This window comes from Sphingomonas horti (genome assembly GCF_009753715.1).
GTDB lineage: Bacteria > Pseudomonadota > Alphaproteobacteria > Sphingomonadales > Sphingomonadaceae > Sphingomonas_B > Sphingomonas_B horti.
Map to the genome: position 1 here is coordinate 1 of NZ_WQMS01000020.1, position 16,286 is coordinate 16,286.

Consider the following 16,286-nt stretch of genomic DNA (forward strand, 5'->3'; position numbering starts at 1 on the left):
CGGCCGAGGTCGAGGCCGACCAGGCTCACATTCTTCGAGCCGGTGATGGTGAGCCCGTCGAAATGCGCGCCCGCGCCCGGATTGGCGGCGACGATCGTCACCGTCGAATCGAAGCTGCGGTTGAAGATGCTGAGCTTGCCGTAATTGCCGTCGGCAACGACGATCCGGTCGCCGCCGGCCGCGCCTGCGATCGCGGACGACAGCTCGGCCGCAGTGGCAACGTTGAAAATGGTCATTGCAATCCCCGTCGGGACGCGGCCAAGGGGGCAGGCCGCGCTCATGTCGGGGGTGCGGATAGAGTCTGTGCGTTTAAGGACGCGGTTAACGGATACTTCGGATTTTACGGTGGCTTACGTGCCGGCTGCTGCCTCATGGTCATGCCGGGAATTCGCGACTTTCAGGCGTTCGGTCGAACGGCACCTGCCGGACGCGCTGCAGTCAGTGCGGCGATGGCTTGCGCAAACGGGGATGGCGGCGATGATTAAATATGCCTTTGCGCTGGTTCTTGTCTCCATGCCGAGTTCGATAGCATCGGCCAATCCGCGCGTGCGGGAGGCGGGGGTGACGGTCGGTATCCTGTCGCCGGGGCCGCTCAATGCGATCACCGACGTCGCCGGGGTGGAAGTCGGGCAGGTGACGCTGAACGAGGGCAAGCGCATCCACACTGGCGTCACCGCGGTGCTCCCGCATGGCGGCAACCTCTATCAGGACAAGGTGCCGGCGGGGTTCTTCGTCGCCAATGCGTTCGGCAAATTCGCGGGCTCGACGCAAGTGGTGGAGCTGGGCGAGGTCGAGACGCCGATCCTGCTCACGAACACGCTGAACGTCGCCGAGGCGATGGCCGCGGCGGTCGAATGGACGCTCGCCCGGCCCGGCAACGAACAGGTCCGATCGGTCAACGCGGTGGTCGGCGAAACCAATGACGGCTTCCTGAACGACATTCGCGGCCGCCACGTGACGATCGCCGACGCGCGCCGCGCGATCGAGAGCGCGAAGCCGGGGCCGGTAGCGGAAGGCAATGTCGGCGCCGGCGCCGGCACCGTCGCGTTCGGCTTCAAGGCCGGCATCGGCACCTCGTCGCGGCTGCTGCCGGCGTCGCTTGGCGGCTGGACGGTCGGCGTGCTGGTGCAGGCCAATTATGGCGGCGTGCTGACGATCGCCGGCGTGCCCGTGGGCGTGAAGCTCGGCCGCTACGACTATAAGGAGCAGGTCGAGCAGAAAAAGGCCGACGGGTCGGTCGTGGTCGTGATCGCGACCGACGCGCCACTGTCCGACCGCAACCTGCGCCGGCTGGCCGAGCGCGCCTTTGCCGGGATCGCGCGGACCGGCTCCAGCTTCTCGAACGGCTCAGGCGATTATGCGGTTGCCTTCTCGACCGCTGCTTCGGCGCGCCGCACGCCCGAGCGCCGCGCGGCCGCCAGCCCGGTCGAGGACCTGCCGAACGACCGCATGTCGCCGCTGTTCCAGGCCGTGGCGGAGGCGAGCGAGGAAGCGGTGCTCAACGCGCTGTTCGCCGCCACCAGCGTCGACGGCGATCAGGGCCGGATCGAGGCGCTGCCGCTCGACCGCGTGCTGCCGATGCTGAAGGGGCGCTAAGCCTCTCAAACAACGTGCCGGCTGCGTGCCGCATCCACGCTCCATGCGCCGCCGCCGGCACAGGCGAGGTAGAGGAACACGAAGCAGAACAGGATCGCCGCGTCGCCGCCGTTCAGCGCGGGCCAGAAGCTCTGCGGAGCGTGGCCCATGAAATAGGCGACCGCCATTTCGCCCGCGCAGATAAAGGCGACGGGCCGGGTGAACAGGCCGATCGCGAGCAGCGCGCCGCCGACCACCTCGATCCAGGCGGCCACCATCAGCAGGGCGGGAAGCGGGTCGGGGACGCCGGGCTGCGCGGCGGGGAAGTGGAGCAGCTTCATCAAGCCATGCTCCATGAACAGCAACGCCGCCATGATCCTGAGTACCGACAGCATCCGCTGCGCCCAGACTCCGAACCGGTCCATATGCCCCTCCCTCTATCTGCGGAGCGTCATTCCTCCGCGCCCTTATATTTGAGCTCCAGATATTTGCCCTGGGTGGCGAGCTTGTCGAGGTCGCCGCTCGCCAGCTGCTGGGTCATCCGCGCGAGCTCGCTTTCGACCACGCGCAGGCCTTCGACGAGCTGGGCGTCCGGCCCCTGGCGGCGGAGCTGCTGCGGCACGCGCTGATAGCCGCGGACCAGCTCGGGCAACTCCTCGCCCACCAGCCGGCGCACTTCCATCGCCGCGGGCTCGCGCTCGTCGAGATGCTGGACGCAGGGTGCCAATCCTTCGAGCCGCACCCCGATCTGGTCGATCAGCCGGTTGGCGGGCGCGGGGAGCGCGGGCCGCTGGCTGTCCAGCCATTGCTCGGTGCGGTTGGGGAGCGCCTTCAGCGGCACCTGCGGCAGCTGCTCGGCATTGGCTTCCGGCTCGGCCGAGAACAGCAGCACGCCGATCCAGGCGAGGACGATGCCCAGCACCACCGCCATCACGCCGGTGCCGCCGATCGGGCCGATGACCAGCCCCCAGGCGACCGCCGCGACCAGGATCGCCAATGTGAGGAAGAACATCCGCCGCATCATGCGGATCGCGCGCGCCTTGCGCCGCTCGCGCCGGCGCCGCGCCGCCGCCCGTCCCTCCGGCGAGGCGCGGCGGATCAGCTCTTCGGCCTTGGAGATGATGAGGTCGGAGTCGATCATTCAGTCAGCCCATAGCGGGCTTTCCCGTCCGCGCGAAGGTTCAGCCCGCATCCAGCGCTTGCAGCGGCGAGCTCTGGCCCTGTTCGGCCCCTTCGGCGCGGGCGATGTAGCCGCGCGACTTCTCGACCTCGCTCGACAGCGCGTTGACCGTCGTCTTCATCGATTCGAGCGCCTTCACCTTGAAGGTGTCGATCGAATCCATCGTATCGTAGATGTTCTGGAACGCGCGGCTGAGCACTTCCAGCGGGATCGTCGACGCCGCCGCCTGCTCGTGGATCTGCGCGGTCTGGGTCTTCAACAGCTTGCCGGTCGAATCGATGATGTTCGCGGTCGTGGTGTTGAGCGCGGTGATCTGCTCCAGCACCAATTTCTGGCTGGTCAGCGCCTGCGCGACAGTGACGGCGGTGCGTAGCGCCGAGACGGTGGTGGTGGAGGCGCGGTCGACGCCCTTGATCAGCTCGACATTGTTTTTCTTGACCAGGTCGAGCGCCAGATAGCCCTGCACCGTCACCGCCATCTGGGTCAGCAGGTCCTGGGTGCGCTGGCGGACGTAGAACAGCGCGCTTTCGCGGATCGCCTTGGCCTTGGCCGGATCAGTCGCGTCGAGCTCGTTGGCCTTGTCCTCCAGCTTCTCGTCCAGCGCCTTGGACATGTGGATCATTTGCTCCAGCCGGCCCATCGCCGCCCAGAGCTTCTGCCGCTCGACCGAGATCGCGGCATTGTCCATCAGCAGCTCGTCCTTGCCCTTGGCGAGGCGGCCGAGGATCGCGGCGATATGGCCCTGGGCGGACTGGTAGCTGTCGAAATAATTCCTGAGCTTCGAGCCGAACGGGATGATGCCGAACAGCCGGCGCTTGGTGAACAGGTCGCCTTTCGACGAGGGATCGAGGTCTTCGATCGTGCGGCGCAGCTCGGCGAGGTCGGTGCCGACGCCAGTCTCCTGGTCCATCGCGCGCACCGGCCGATCGAGGAAGCGATTGCTCTCGCCCGCCGCGGCGCGGATTTCCTTCTGACCGAGCGCGGTGATCGAATCGACGCGCTTGCCGAACTCGGGGCTGTTCACGTCCTGCGCGATCAACTCGTCGACGAATTGGTCGACCCGCTTTTCGAGCTCGGTCTTCTGCTTCTCCTCAAGGGGCACCAGGCCCGCCGCCTTTTCCGGGGCGACGGCGGCGACCGGGTCCGGCGGCGTCAGAACGAGCCCGCTCTCTTCGACAGTGGCGGTGGTGGCCATCAATTCATCTCCTGCCCCTTGCGGCTGCGGAGATTAGAGGCGTGCCGCCGCGGTTCAAGCGGCTTTCGTGTTTTAGGCCGATAATACGCCTATTTCGTCGGCTTCGGACCGGGCACGGGCGCCTGCCTGACATTGTCCTGGGCCTCGGCGGCCGCGTTTACCGCATTCTGCGTCGACGAGCCGGGCGCGCCCGGCGCACCGATGGCGCCATTCTCGCGGATCGCGTCGGCCCGGTTCTCCAGCACATCGGCCGCCTTGGCCGTGCTCTGGTCGGCGGCATTGTCGAGCGCATCGGCCTGCGCGTCGGCCGTCGAGCCGTTGGTGGAGTTGTCGGAGCAGGCGGCGAGCGCCAGCAGGGCGAGCGCGGGGACAGCGTATCTCATACGCGGCCAACGCAAGCGCCGCGCCGGGGTTGCGTCAGAGCGCGAAGCCGCCACCAACCGTGCTGTAGAGCACCCAGCCCGACAGGAGCAGCGACAGCGTCAGCGAAAAGGCCATCAGGCCCCAGCCGAACAGGGTCACGATCCGCGGATTGTCGCGGTTCGCGCGCTTGTTGCTGGTGATGCTGGCCAGCACGAAGCTCGCCAGGACGCCGTAGGTAAAAGCTGCAATCTCGAACATCGTGCCGTGAATCCCCCCGGACTCTGGGTGATCGCCCTACGCGGCGGCCGCGCGGCCCGCAAGGCGGGCGCCCGGCCATTTGCGGCGAGCCGAGCCTATTTGCCGGAACAAGGTTAACGGCCCCTTGATTGGGCGCGGCGCCGATCCGCGCGTTCAGCCGCCATGATCCGGGACGCACTGGCGCTGATCGGCGGGCTGGCGATCACCGCGGCGACGGTGTTCGACGTGTTCGCGACCGTGGTCGTGCCCGGCCGGGTATCGGGTCCCATCAACGTGTCGCGGCTGCTGCGGACCTACATGTTCGGCTTCTGGCGCGGCACGCTGCGCGCGTGCGCGGGCACCCGCGATCCCCGGATGGGCAGCGTGTTCGGCGCGATGCTGCTGCTGATGATGCTGGTCGTGTGGGTCTGCCTGACCCTGCTCGGCCTCAGCCTGACCGCCTGGGCGCTGCGCCGGTCGTTCACGCCGCCGATCATTGAATTCGGCGAAGCAGCGTTCGAGATCGGGTGCGCGATGATGACGCTGGGGCTGAGCGGCCATGGCGCCACGGGCTGGGCGCGCCCGCTCGTCGTGGTCGCCGGGCTGTGCGGGCTGCAGATCGTCACCGTCACGCTTTCCTTCATCGTCCAGATCCAGACCGCGCTGCGCGATCGCGACGCACTGGTGCTGAAGCTGGAGAGCCGGGCCGGCTCGCCGCCCTCAGGCGTCGTGCTGCTCGCCACCACGCGCGAGCTGGATGCGCATGACGGCCTGCCCAAGCTGTTCGACGATTGGGAAAGCTGGGCCGCGATGCTGCTGTACACGCACGGCGCCCATCCGGTGCTGTCCTATTTCCGGTCGGACAAGGGCGGGCTGGACTGGCTGACGGCGCTGGGCGCGGTGCTCGACGCGGCCTCGGTCACGATCGCGATGCTCGGCGACGTACCGGGCGGCAATGCCCGGCTGATGCACGACGGCGGCGTGCGGACCGTCCGGCGGCTGTGCGGCGCCTTCCGGCTCGACCCGCGCGCGATGCCGGAGCTGACGGACCGGGACGTCGCGAATGCCGCCGCCCGGCTGGAGCGGGCCGGCTATGCGATCCGGCGCGGCTGCGGCGACGCGCTGCGGCAGTGGCAGCGCGCCTATCGGGGCGAGCTCGCGGCTTTGGTCCGCCATTTCGGGGTGGAGGAGCCCGCCTGGCTGGGCGGGCAGGACGAGCAGGCAGCCGTCTATCGTCCGTAGATGCGATCGAGTATCTCGGCGACGTCGACGAAGCGCTCCGCCTCGGCCGAATAACGTTCGCCCGCTGCCAGCCGGCGCGCCCAGTCGGCAGCCGCGCGGCCGCCCCAGTCGTCGGGCGGCGCCGCCAGCACCTCGGTCGCGGTGCCGCGCCAGCGTTCGGCGGTGAAGTCGAAGAACGAGCCGTCAAGATTGCGGAAGCCGGCACCCAGGCCTTCCCCGTAGAAGCTGGCGCCGATGATCGCGTCGCGGCCGGCTGGCAGGTTCCAGGAGCAGGCGAGGCTGATCACGCGCCCATCGCCGAGCGTCAGGGTCGCGACCGCATAGTCCTCGCACGCGCCGGGCGGGAGCGGCCGGCCGTTGGCGAGCAGGCGCGCCTGCACGTCGGTCACTGCGGGGAAGTCGAGCGCCCAGAGCGCCAGGTCGACAAGATGGACGCCCAGATCGATCACGCAGCCGCCGCCGGATTGCGCGGGGTCGAAGAACCAGGCTTTTCCCGGCCCGTAGGCGTTGTGGAAGACCAGATCGACCGCGCCGACCCGGCCCAGCTCACCCGCGGCGATCAGCGAGCGGATGCGGCGCATCGCCTCGGTGTGGCGATAGGAGAGGTCGAGCCCGAGCAGCCGGTCGGCACGGCGTGCCGCATCCACGACCGCGCCGACCTCGCCGGCGGTGCGGCCGAGCGGCTTCTGGCAGAAGACGGCGACGTCCGCCTCCAGCGCCCGGATGGACTGCTCGGCGTGCAGGGCACTCGGCGTCGCGATCACGATGCCGTCCAGCCTATGCCCGAGCAGCGAATCGAGGCCGTCCACGCGCGCCGCGCCCGGCGCGAGCCTGGCCGCTTCCGCCGCCATTTCGTCGGACGGATCGGCATAGGCGACCGCCTCGATCGCGCCGGTGTCGATCATCGCCTGCATCCGGTGCCGGCCGATCCAGCCGGTGCCCAGGAACCCGACCCGCATCAGAAGGTCACCAGCGCCTTGATGAAATTGCCCGGCCGGTCGCGGGTCGCGTCCAGCGCTTCGCCGAGCCGGTCGAGCGGATAGCGATGGGTGTAGAGCTTCGCCGGGTCGAGCCGGCCCGAGGCGACCGCTTCCACCGCTTCGCGGATGCCGGCGATATAGGCGGCGGGATCACGTTCATGGGCGTTGATGACGTCGATGCCGCGCCAGTTCCACAGCCACATATTGACCTGGCGCGGGCCGTCCTGGTGGTAGCCGGCAATGATCAACTTGCCGCGCTCGGCGGTCAGTTCGGCGGCGAGATCGAGCGGCCATTGCTTGCCGACCGCCTCGATCACCCGCTCGCAGAAGCTGCCGCCGGTCAGGTCCTTCACACGTTCGATGATCGCCTGGTGGTCGTGCATCGGGATTGTTTCGGCCGCGCCCATCTCGCGCGCGACGGCGAGCGACTCGTCGCGCCGCGAGATCGCGATCACGCGCGCGCCGGCATCGGCCGCGAGCCGCGTCAGCAGCGCGCCCAGGAAACCGATGCCGACGATCGCAACCGTCTGCCCGGCATGGATGTCGGCGCGGCGGAAGATGTTGAACGCGCAGCCGAGCGGCTCGCCGGGAAAGGGAGCGCCGGCCAGCTCGGGCGGCAGCTTCACGACCGCGTCAGCCGCGGCAACATCATATTCGGCATAGCTCTGGTAGCTGAGCGCGGCGACGCGGTCGCCGATCGCGAGCCCCGTCACGCCGTCGCCGATCGCGTCGATCGTGCCCCAGCCTTCATGGCCGAGGTCGCCGGCTTTGGTCGGAAACGCCATCCAGTCGGGCCCGGCCCAGGGCGTGAGGTTTGACGCGCAGACGCCGCAGCCTTCCAGCCTGACGCGCGCCTGCCCCGGCCCCGGCTCCGGCAGCGGCACGTTCTCGACTTCGATCCGACCCGGCCCGGTCAGCACCGCCGCGCGCATGGTATTGGTTGGCAAGCTCAGCTCCCGCTCATGTTCCGATCCTGAAACAACAGGTGGCTGGCGCGGGTTCCGGGCAGCCGCTATCTCGCGGCCATGCCTCATCTCTATCTGGTCGACGGCTCCGGCTATATCTTCCGCGCCTATCACCGCCTGCCGCCGCTGACGAACATCCATGGCGAGCCGGTCGGCGCCGTCTATGGCTATACGACCATGTTGTGGAAGCTCGCGGAGGAGCTGAACAAGGCCGACGGGCCGACGCACCTGGCAGTGATCTTCGACCATTCGGCACGGTCGTTCCGCAACGACATGTACGACCAGTACAAGGCGCATCGCCCGCCGCCGCCCGAGGACCTGGTCCCGCAATTCCCTATGATCCGCGACGCGACCCGGGCCTTTTCGCTGCCCTGTCTGGAAGAGGAAGGCGTGGAGGCGGACGACCTGATCGCGTCCTATGCGAAAGCGGCGCTGGCGCAGGGCTGGTCGGTGACGATCGTCAGTTCCGACAAGGACCTGATGCAGCTGATCGAGCCGGGGCTCGACCTCTACGACACGATGAACAACCGGCGCCTGGGGGCAGACGCGGTGGTAGAGAAATTCGGCGTCCCGCCGGGCCAGCTGGGGCAGGTGCTCGCGCTGATGGGCGACAGCGTCGACAATGTGCCGGGCGTGCCCGGCGTCGGCCCCAAGACCGCGTCGAAGCTGATCCTGGAGCATGGCGATGTCGAGGCCGTGCTCGCCGCCGCGCCGGCGATGAAGCCGGGCAAGCTGCGCGACAATCTGATCGAGCATGCGGAAAATGCCCGGCTGTCGCGCGAACTGGTGAAGCTCAAATGTGACGTTCCGCTCGTCCATCCGATCGAGGAAATGGAGCTGCAGGGCATTCCCGAACCGCCGCTCCGCGCGTTTCTGGAGCATCACGGCTTCAAGTCGCTGCTGATGCGGCTGGGCCAGGTGGCCGACGAGGTTCCCGCGCCGGAGTCGCGCGTCGAGCTGCCACCCGACCCGCCCTGCGACCACGACAACTATGAGACGGTGCTGACGCTGGAGGCGCTCGACCGCTGGATCGCGGCAGCGACTGCCCAGGGCTTCGTCGCGGTCGATACCGAGACCGACAGCAAGGACCAGATGCACGCGGGGCTGGTCGGCGTCAGCCTGGCGCTGGAGCCGAACAAGGCCTGCTACATTCCGCTCGGCCATGGCGGCGGCGACCTGCTGGGCGGCGACTTCCCGGCGCAGATCCCGCTCGACGCGGCGATCGCACGGCTGAAGCCGCTGCTCGAAGACCCGGCGGTGCTGAAGATCGGGCACAACATCAAGTTCGACATGTGCGTGCTCGCCCGGCACGGCGTGCGCATCGCGCCCTATGACGACACGATCGTCATCAGCTTCGACCTGGATGCCGGGCTGCACGGCCATGGCATGGACGAGCTGGCGGCGACGCACCTCAGCCATAGCTGCATCGCGTTCAAGGACGTGGTCGGGACCGGCCGGAACCAGCTCGGCTTTCATCAGGTCGATCTGAACGCCGCCACCCGCTACGCCGCCGAGGATGCCGATGTTACACTCCGCCTGTGGCGCCGGCTGAAGCCGCGGCTGTCGGCGGAAGGCGCTGCGACCGTCTATGAGCGGGTCGACCGGCCGCTGGTCCCGGTCGTCGGCGCGATGGAGCGCGCCGGCATCAAGGTCGATCGCGAATATCTGTCGCGCCTGTCCGGCGACTTCGCGCAGCAGATCGCCGCGATCGAGGCTGACATTTTCGCGCTGGTCGGCGCGCCTTTCACCATCGGCAGCCCCAAGCAGCTGGGCGACATATTGTTCGAGCAGATGGGGCTGAAGGGCGGCCGCAAGGGCAAATCGGGCGTCTATTCGACCGACGTGAACGAGCTGGAGCGGCTCGCGGCCGAAGGCGTCGAGGTCGCGCGGCGCGTGCTCGACTGGCGGCAGCTGACCAAGCTGAAATCCACCTACACCGACGCGCTGCAGCAGGAGATCAGCCCGGAAACCGGCCGCGTCCACACCTGCTATTCGTTGACGGGTGCGCAGACCGGCCGCCTGTCGTCGACCGAGCCGAACCTGCAGAACATCCCGATCCGAACCGAGACCGGGCGGCAGATACGCGACGCTTTTGTGGCCGAGCCAGGCAACGTCATCCTGTCGGCCGATTACAGCCAGATCGAGCTGCGCATCGCCGCGCACATGGCCGACGTGCCGCAGCTCCGCGCCGCCTTCGCGGCCGGCGAGGACATTCACGCGCTGACCGCGACCGAGCTGTTCGGCGAAGTGAACCGGGACACGCGCGGGCGTGCCAAGACGATCAACTTCGCGATTCTCTACGGCATCTCGCGCTGGGGCCTCGCCGGCCGGCTGAGCGTCACGGCCGAGGAAGCGCAGGTGATGATCGACCGCTATTTCGAGCGCTTCCCCGGCATCAACCGCTACATCGCCGAGACGCTGACGGTCGCGCGCGAGCGCGGCTACACGACCACTTTGTTCGGACGGAAGACGCACTTCCCGCGCATCAAGTCCAAGGTCCAGCACGAGCGGCAGGGCGCCGAGCGCGCGGCGATCAACGCGCCGATCCAGGGCACCAGCGCCGACATCATCAAGCGAGCGATGGTGAAGATGGGCCCGGCGCTGGAGCGGGCCGGCCTGCCCGACGTGCGCATGCTGCTCCAGGTCCATGACGAGCTGGTGTTCGAGCTGCCCGAACGCGATGTCGGGGCGGCGAGCGCGGTGATCCGCGACGTCATGGCGTCGGCGGCGGAGCCGGCGGTCAGGCTCAGCGTTCCCGTGGGCGTGGAAATCGGCCACGGCCCCAGCTGGGGCGCGGCTCACTAAGGTTATGGGCAGGGACCAGGAACCTGTCTAAGCACGATCCGATGGGGGTTTCGGAAGCGCCGGCCAGCGATATCGCGGACCTCGCCAAGGGCGGCCGTACGAACATGTTGGGCTTCCTGCTGCGGCTGGCGGCGCGGATCCCGTTCCTGTTCATCGCCGGCCGCCTGTACGGCCCGGACGCGCTCGGCCGATTCGCCTATGCGATCCTGGTCATCGAATTTGCCGCCCAGCTCGCGACACTGGGGCTGAAGCGCGGACTCGCCCAGCAATTATCCTCGGCCGAGCGGCCGCATGTCTGCGTCGTCTGGGACGGGCTGCTGGTCGCCGGCGCCGCTTCGGCCGCGGCGGCGGCGGTGCTGGCCGCCATTCCCGAGCTGATGTTCCCGAACAGCGGCGTGAACGGGCTCGACCGGCTGCTTCCGCTGACGATCTTCGCCCTCGCCTGGTCGGACGTGTCGCTGGCCGCGCTCGCCTATCGCCACAATGTCGCGGCGACGGTGCGCGCACGGGCTGTGATCGAGCCCTGGACGATCAGCATCGCCGCCGGTGCGCTCTATTTCTATTCGACGCGGGACGGGCTGATCCTGTCATACGTGCTGTCGCTGATCGCGGCTCTGGTCGCCTCGATCATACCGCTGATCCGCAGCTATGGCCTGCCGCGGGGCTGGTCGCCGCGGCCGGTCGAGCTGTTCCACATCGCCCGCCGCAACGCCCCGCTCGCCGCCGCCGACGCGATCGAATGGGGCACGCGCAACGTCGACCGGGCGATTATCGGCCTGTTCTTCCCGCCGGCGACGGTCGGCATCTACTGGGTCGCGCAGCAGATCGCGACGCTGCCGCAGAAGCTGAAAACCAGCTTCGATCCGATCCTGGGGCCGGTCATCACGCAGAGCCTGGCGGAGGGCGACAAGGCCGCGGTCGCGGCGCAGGTGCGGCAGGTCGGCTTCTGGATCATCGCCGCGCAGGCCGGCATCGCGCTGGCGCTGACGATCCCGGGCGAGGCGGTGATGGGGCTGGCCGGCCCGCAATTCGTCAGCGGCACCGGCGCGCTCGCCTTCCTGATGATCGCCGAAGTGGTCGCGGCGACGGCGGTCGTGTCCGAATCGGCGCTGGTCTATGTCGCGCGCCACCGCAACCTGATGATCTCGCTGGCGACGATCGCGATCCAGATCGGCTTGAGCTTCGCCTTGATTCTCGGCATGGGCGAGGCCGCGCTGCCGCCCGAAGTCCAGGCCGTGGGCCCGGCGATGGCGCTGCCGCTCGCGCTGGGCTTCGCGGCGATCGCGAAGGCGCGGCTGCTCTCGACGCTGCTCGACGCGCCGGTGTCGCCGTGGCGCTGGGCGCTGGTGTGGGCGGTCGCGGCGGGGACGGTGGTCGGCTTCATCGCCACCCGCATCCCCGAATGGAGCGAGCTGCTGATCGGCATGCCCGCCATCCTGATCAGCTACGGCGCGGTGATTTGGATGAAAGGCTTCACCCGGGAAGACCGCGTGCTGTTCCGGTTGAAGAAAGGCGAGGAGCCGGAGCTGCCGCCGCCCGGGGAGACGCGGCAGGCGCGGTGAGAGAATAAAAGCCCATCCCCTTCAGGGGAGGGGCTTGCTTCGCTCAATGCCGGAAATGCCGGATCCCGGTGAAGACCATCGCCAGCCCGGCCTCGTCGGCGGCAGCGATGACCTCCTCGTCGCGGATCGAGCCGCCCGGCTGGATCACTGCCGTCGCGCCGGCCTCGACTGCGGCAAGCAGGCCGTCCGCGAACGGGAAGAAGGCGTCCGACGCCACCGCCGAGCCGATCGTGCGCGGTTCGCTCCATCCGGCCTTTTCCGCCGCGTCCTTTGCTTTCCAGGCGGCGATGCGGGCGGATTCGAGGCGGTTCATCTGACCCGCGCCGACGCCCGCGGTGGCGCCGTCCTTCGCGTAGACGATCGCGTTCGACTTGACGTGCTTGGCGACGGTCCAGGCGAAGCGGCAATCGGCCAGCTCCTGCTCGCTCGGCTGGCGCTTCGTGACCACCTGCAGCTCGCCGATGGCGCCATTGTCGCGCGACTGGACCAGCACGCCGCCGGCAATCGACTTCAGCATCAGGCCCGGCCGCTTCGGATCGGGCAGTTCGCCGCACAGCAGCAGGCGCAGGTTCTTCTTGCGCGCGAACGCCGCCTTTGCCGCCTCGTCCGCATCGGGCGCGACCACGACTTCGGTGAAGATTTCCGTGATCGCCTCGGCCGTCGCGCCGTCGAGCGGCCGGTTGCAGGCGATGATGCCGCCGAATGCGGAGACGGTGTCGCAGGCCAACGCCGCCTTATAGGCGTCGAGCAACGTCTCGCCGGTCGCGACGCCGCACGGATTCGCGTGCTTGACGATAACGACGGTGGGCGGGCCGTCCCGGAACTCGGCGACCAGCTCCAGCGCCGCGTCGGCATCGTTGAAATTATTGTAGCTGAGCTCCTTGCCCTGCAGTTGCTCAGCCTGGGCGATGCCGCGCGCGGACGGGCCGGCGGGAAGGTACAGCGCCGCCTTCTGGTGCGGGTTCTCGCCGTAGCGCAGCTCCTGCCCGCGCTTCAGCGGCACCGACAGCGTGTCCGGGAACATCTGCCCCTGATCGGCAAAGGCGAACCAGGAAGCGATGGCCGCATCATATTGCGCGGTCAGCGCGAAGGCCTTGGCGGCCAGCCGCTTGCGCTCGTCGAGACTGGTCGTGCCCTTCGCCACTACCGCATAGTCGGCCGGATCGGTGACAATCGCGACGAAGGCGTGGTTCTTGGCGGCCGACCGGACCATCGAGGGTCCGCCGATGTCGATATTCTCGATCACCTCGTCACGCCCGGCGCCGCGCGCGACGGTCTGCGCGAACGGATAGAGGTTCACCACGACCAGGTCGATCGCGCCGATCCCGTGCGCTTCCATCGCGGCGGCATGTTCCGGGTTGTCGCGGACGCCAAGCAGGCCGCCATGGACCTTGGGGTGGAGCGTCTTCACGCGCCCGTCCATCATCTCGGGAAAGCCGGTCAGGTCGGAAATGTCACGGACCTCAAGCCCCGCGTCGCGCAGCGCCTTCGCCGTGCCGCCGGTCGAGACCAATTCGACGCCCTTGGCCGCGAGCGCCTGGCCGAGTTCGGCGAGGCCGGTCTTGTCGGAAACGGAAAGCAGCGCGCGGCGGATCGGGATGTCGGTCATTTCTTCCTCTGGAGTCGGCCTGCGCCCCATAGCGTTCGGGCTGAACTTGTCGAAGCCCCCCTTCCCTCCGAGGCGTCAAAAGAAAAGGGAGGCCTTCGACAGGCTCAGGCGGAACGAAGTTTAGAAATTCTAACCCGCGCGCTTGAACAGCCAGCTGACGTTCGCGCCCCCCGCGGGCGATTCGCCGGTGACGACCAGCTGCTGCGTCTCGCGGGGACGGCCGGTCGCGTCGACCCAGAGGCTTTCCTCGGTCGAGAGGACGCCGCCCTTGCAGCGGAACTGCCAGAGTGGGCCGTCGTCGATGCGGAGCAGCGCGCCCTGGCTGTCGGCGGTCAGCGTGACCTCGACCTCAGGCGCCAGATGGAAGCGGATCGCGAACGGGGCCGCGCGCTTGCGGCGGCCGGCGGGAAGCAGCATGTCCTCGCCCGACAGCTGGCGCCCGTCGACGCTGAGCGCGAGCTGGCGACGATGGACCAGGCCATAGCGGCGGACATAGCCGTCATGGCTCGCTTCGATCCGGCTTCCCGATTCGAGCTCCTGCCGGTCGATCTCGACCTCCACCACGCCGCGGCCGAGACTGCCGTCTGGGTGGACCGCGGTCGAATTCGCATCGGCGACGATCAGCGCCGAATGCGCCGCGGTCGCGCGGAGCGCCTCCGCGAGGTTGGCGGGCAGCATCGCGCCGGGATTGCGCGCGCCGCCGCAGCTGACGACCAGCCGGTGTGGACCGTCCGACATCTCGAACGCCAGGGTGGAGGCGCAGCCGCCGCTCGCCGCGCGCGAGGCAGGCGGCGGCGCCGCGTCCATCGAGACGGTGGTCGCGCCGCCGGCGAGCCGCTGATAGCCCCATTGCCGGGCCTGGCGCAGCGGCCGCGCGCGCACCCGCGATGCCTCGATGGTGGCGGCGATCCGCGCCTGGTCGAACGGCAGGCCGCCCTGCCAGCTCGCCAGGCCGCCATCGCCGTGGGTGACGCCCAGAAGCGCCGGCACAGCCCGCGCCAGCGTCTCGTCGATCGCCGGAAGCGGGTCCTGCCGCCGCGCATCATAAGCGGCGCGCAACAGGCTCAGCAGCCCGATCGCGTCGAGCAGCGCCGAGGGCGAGCGGCAGGCGATCCCGCCATCCTCGCCGAACGACTGGCCGAGCGCGCGCGCCAGGCCCGCTTCGGCGAAGGCCCGTCGCGGGTCGCCACCGGGGATCAGCAATCCGGCGGCGATCAGCCCCCCCCAGGCGGCGACGCGGCCAAGCCCTTCCGGCGCCTTGTCCGCGGCGCGGTCGAGATGACGCGCGCCGCGCGCCAGCGTGTTCAGCACCGCCGAGCGATAGACCAGGTCGCGGCTGGACAGGATCAGCGGCGCGTGCGCGGTCCAGTAGAGGATGCGCTTGCCCCACAGGTCAGCGCGCCAGGCGAGGCCGCCGACATGTTCGGCATGGGCGGCGAGCCAGCGGCTCATGATCGCCTCGGCGACCGGCGCGCCCTGCTGGCGCGTGCCGGCGGTGGACAGGTCGCGGAGCCAGGCGAAGCTGTGCAGATACTCGACCATGCCGGGCGAACCCTGGAGCGCGGCGAAATTCAGCTCGCGCACCGCGATCCGCTCGCCGCGCCAGGTGATCCAGCCCTGCAGCAGCGCCTGTCCCACCTTCAGGTCGCCGACGATCGGATCGTCGGGCGCGGCGAGCAGCTTCAGCGGAAAACGGCCGCGCAGGCGCAGCTTGTGGAGCGGCGTGCGCCAGGTCAGCCGCTGGAAGCCTTCGGCGATGCGCTGGGCGAGCGAGTGGCCGCGATCGGCGTCGACGCGAATGAGCCGCTTGCCCTGCTCGATGCCATCCGCGCTCGGGTCGATCGGCTCGTGCTTGGTCATGACCCTCTCAAGGCTCGGATGTTCCCGGCATAGGCCGGCGGCCCGCCCGTGAAGGTGGCGGTGCCGGCGACCAGCGCATCGGCGCCCGCGGCGATCGCACGCGGCGCGGTCACCCGGTCGATGCCGCCATCGACTTCCAGGTCGATCGGCTTGCCGAGCTTGTCGATCTGCTTACGGATCGCCTCGATCTTGCGGAGCTGGCTTTCGATGAAGCTTTGCCCGCCGAAACCCGGGTTGACGCTCATCACCAGCACGAGGTCGATCTCTTCCAGCACATAGTCGAGCATCTTGGCCGGCGTCGCCGGATTGAGCGACACGCCGGCGCGCTTGCCGAGGCTCTTGATGCGCTGGATCGTGCGGTGAAGGTGCGGGCCGGCCTCCGGATGGACAGTGATCGTGTCCGCGCCGGCCTCGGCGAAGGCCTCCAGATACGCATCGATCGGCGAAATCATCAGGTGGACGTCGAAGGGCTTGGCCGTGTGCGGGCGGAGCGCCTTCACCACCATCGGCCCGATCGTGATGTTGGGCACGAAATGCCCGTCCATCACATCGACATGGATCCAGTCGGCGCCCGCCTCGTCGATTGCGCGGACTTCCTCGCCCAGCCGCGCGAAGTCGGCGGAGAGAATGGACGGCGCGATGCGGACGGGTTGCTGCACGGACACAAGCCCTAGTGGCTCTGCTCGCACGTTTGAAGCGCGGTGGCGCCTTTA

15 protein-coding genes are annotated in these 16,286 nt (G+C 68.9%); 4 read left to right on the plus strand and 11 right to left on the minus strand.

Going from position 1 to position 16,286, the window contains the following annotated elements; translation table 11 throughout:
• The coding region (locus tag GON01_RS15470; RefSeq protein WP_198159872.1) for a hypothetical protein at positions 1–236 on the minus strand (236 nt) is incomplete at its 3' end.
• 232 nt (positions 237–468) lie between these two features.
• On the opposite strand from GON01_RS15470, the gene GON01_RS15475 reads away from it, so the two are divergent.
• Positions 469–1,596: a DmpA family aminopeptidase gene (locus tag GON01_RS15475; RefSeq protein WP_157028298.1), complete on the plus strand. Its 1,128-nt coding sequence runs from the start codon at positions 469–471 to the stop codon at positions 1,594–1,596.
• A 5-nt stretch (positions 1,597–1,601) separates the two neighbouring features.
• Here GON01_RS15475 and GON01_RS15480 read toward each other — a convergent pair whose 3' ends face one another.
• The 5 genes from GON01_RS15480 to GON01_RS15500 form a co-directional block, all read right to left on the minus strand.
• Complete coding sequence (locus tag GON01_RS15480; RefSeq protein ID WP_157028299.1) at positions 1,602–2,000, minus strand: DoxX family protein; 399 nt, start codon at positions 1,998–2,000, stop codon at positions 1,602–1,604.
• A gap of 26 nt (positions 2,001–2,026) precedes the next feature.
• Positions 2,027–2,716, minus strand: coding sequence for a DUF3099 domain-containing protein (locus tag GON01_RS15485; protein ID WP_157028300.1), 690 nt, complete (start codon positions 2,714–2,716; stop codon positions 2,027–2,029).
• A 40-nt stretch (positions 2,717–2,756) separates the two neighbouring features.
• On the minus strand, positions 2,757–3,950 hold the full coding sequence (locus tag GON01_RS15490; RefSeq protein WP_157028301.1) for a toxic anion resistance protein: 1,194 nt from the start codon (positions 3,948–3,950) through the stop codon (positions 2,757–2,759).
• Positions 3,951–4,039: 89 nt separating this feature from the next.
• On the minus strand, positions 4,040–4,333 hold the full coding sequence (locus GON01_RS15495; RefSeq protein ID WP_157028302.1) for a hypothetical protein: 294 nt from the start codon (positions 4,331–4,333) through the stop codon (positions 4,040–4,042).
• Positions 4,334–4,367: 34 nt separating this feature from the next.
• Complete coding sequence (locus tag GON01_RS15500; protein WP_157028303.1) at positions 4,368–4,571, minus strand: hypothetical protein; 204 nt, start codon at positions 4,569–4,571, stop codon at positions 4,368–4,370.
• A gap of 162 nt (positions 4,572–4,733) precedes the next feature.
• Between GON01_RS15500 and GON01_RS15505 the strand changes: the two genes are divergently transcribed.
• Positions 4,734–5,792, plus strand: coding sequence for a hypothetical protein (locus tag GON01_RS15505; protein WP_157028304.1), 1,059 nt, complete (start codon positions 4,734–4,736; stop codon positions 5,790–5,792).
• On the opposite strand, the gene GON01_RS15510 is transcribed toward GON01_RS15505, so the two are convergent.
• Both GON01_RS15510 and GON01_RS15515 read right to left on the minus strand, forming a co-directional pair.
• Positions 5,780–6,751, minus strand: coding sequence for a Gfo/Idh/MocA family protein (locus GON01_RS15510; RefSeq protein WP_157028305.1), 972 nt, complete (start codon positions 6,749–6,751; stop codon positions 5,780–5,782). The two genes, GON01_RS15505 and GON01_RS15510, sit on opposite strands and share 13 nt — an antisense overlap.
• Positions 6,751–7,719 (minus strand): MDR/zinc-dependent alcohol dehydrogenase-like family protein, encoded by a 969-nt coding sequence (locus GON01_RS15515; RefSeq protein ID WP_232328915.1) that lies wholly within the window; start codon positions 7,717–7,719, stop codon positions 6,751–6,753. The genes GON01_RS15510 and GON01_RS15515 overlap by 1 nt, the downstream gene beginning before the upstream one ends.
• A 78-nt stretch (positions 7,720–7,797) precedes the next feature.
• Here GON01_RS15515 and polA point away from each other — a divergent pair, with 78 nt between their 5' ends.
• Both polA and GON01_RS15525 read left to right on the plus strand, forming a co-directional pair.
• Complete coding sequence (gene polA, locus GON01_RS15520) at positions 7,798–10,542, plus strand: DNA polymerase I (protein WP_157028306.1); 2,745 nt, start codon at positions 7,798–7,800, stop codon at positions 10,540–10,542.
• Positions 10,543–10,583: 41 nt separating this feature from the next.
• Complete coding sequence (locus GON01_RS15525; RefSeq protein ID WP_157028307.1) at positions 10,584–12,104, plus strand: lipopolysaccharide biosynthesis protein; 1,521 nt, start codon at positions 10,584–10,586, stop codon at positions 12,102–12,104.
• Positions 12,105–12,147: 43 nt separating this feature from the next.
• Here the strand turns inward: GON01_RS15525 and purH are convergent, their stop codons facing one another.
• The 3 genes from purH to rpe all read right to left on the minus strand — a co-directional run bounded on the left by purH (position 12,148) and on the right by rpe (position 16,232).
• Entirely contained in the window at positions 12,148–13,713 is a 1,566-nt protein-coding gene (gene purH / locus GON01_RS15530; RefSeq protein WP_157028308.1) for a bifunctional phosphoribosylaminoimidazolecarboxamide formyltransferase/IMP cyclohydrolase, read from the minus strand.
• Positions 13,714–13,842: 129 nt separating this feature from the next.
• Entirely contained in the window at positions 13,843–15,573 is a 1,731-nt protein-coding gene (locus GON01_RS15535; RefSeq protein WP_157028309.1) for a heparinase II/III family protein, read from the minus strand.
• Positions 15,570–16,232 carry a ribulose-phosphate 3-epimerase gene (gene rpe / locus GON01_RS15540; protein ID WP_181600278.1) on the minus strand — a complete coding sequence of 221 codons (663 nt, stop codon included), beginning with the start codon at positions 16,230–16,232 and terminating at the stop codon, positions 15,570–15,572. Before rpe ends, GON01_RS15535 begins: the two co-directional genes overlap by 4 nt.
• Between the last annotated feature and the right edge of the window lie 54 nt (positions 16,233–16,286).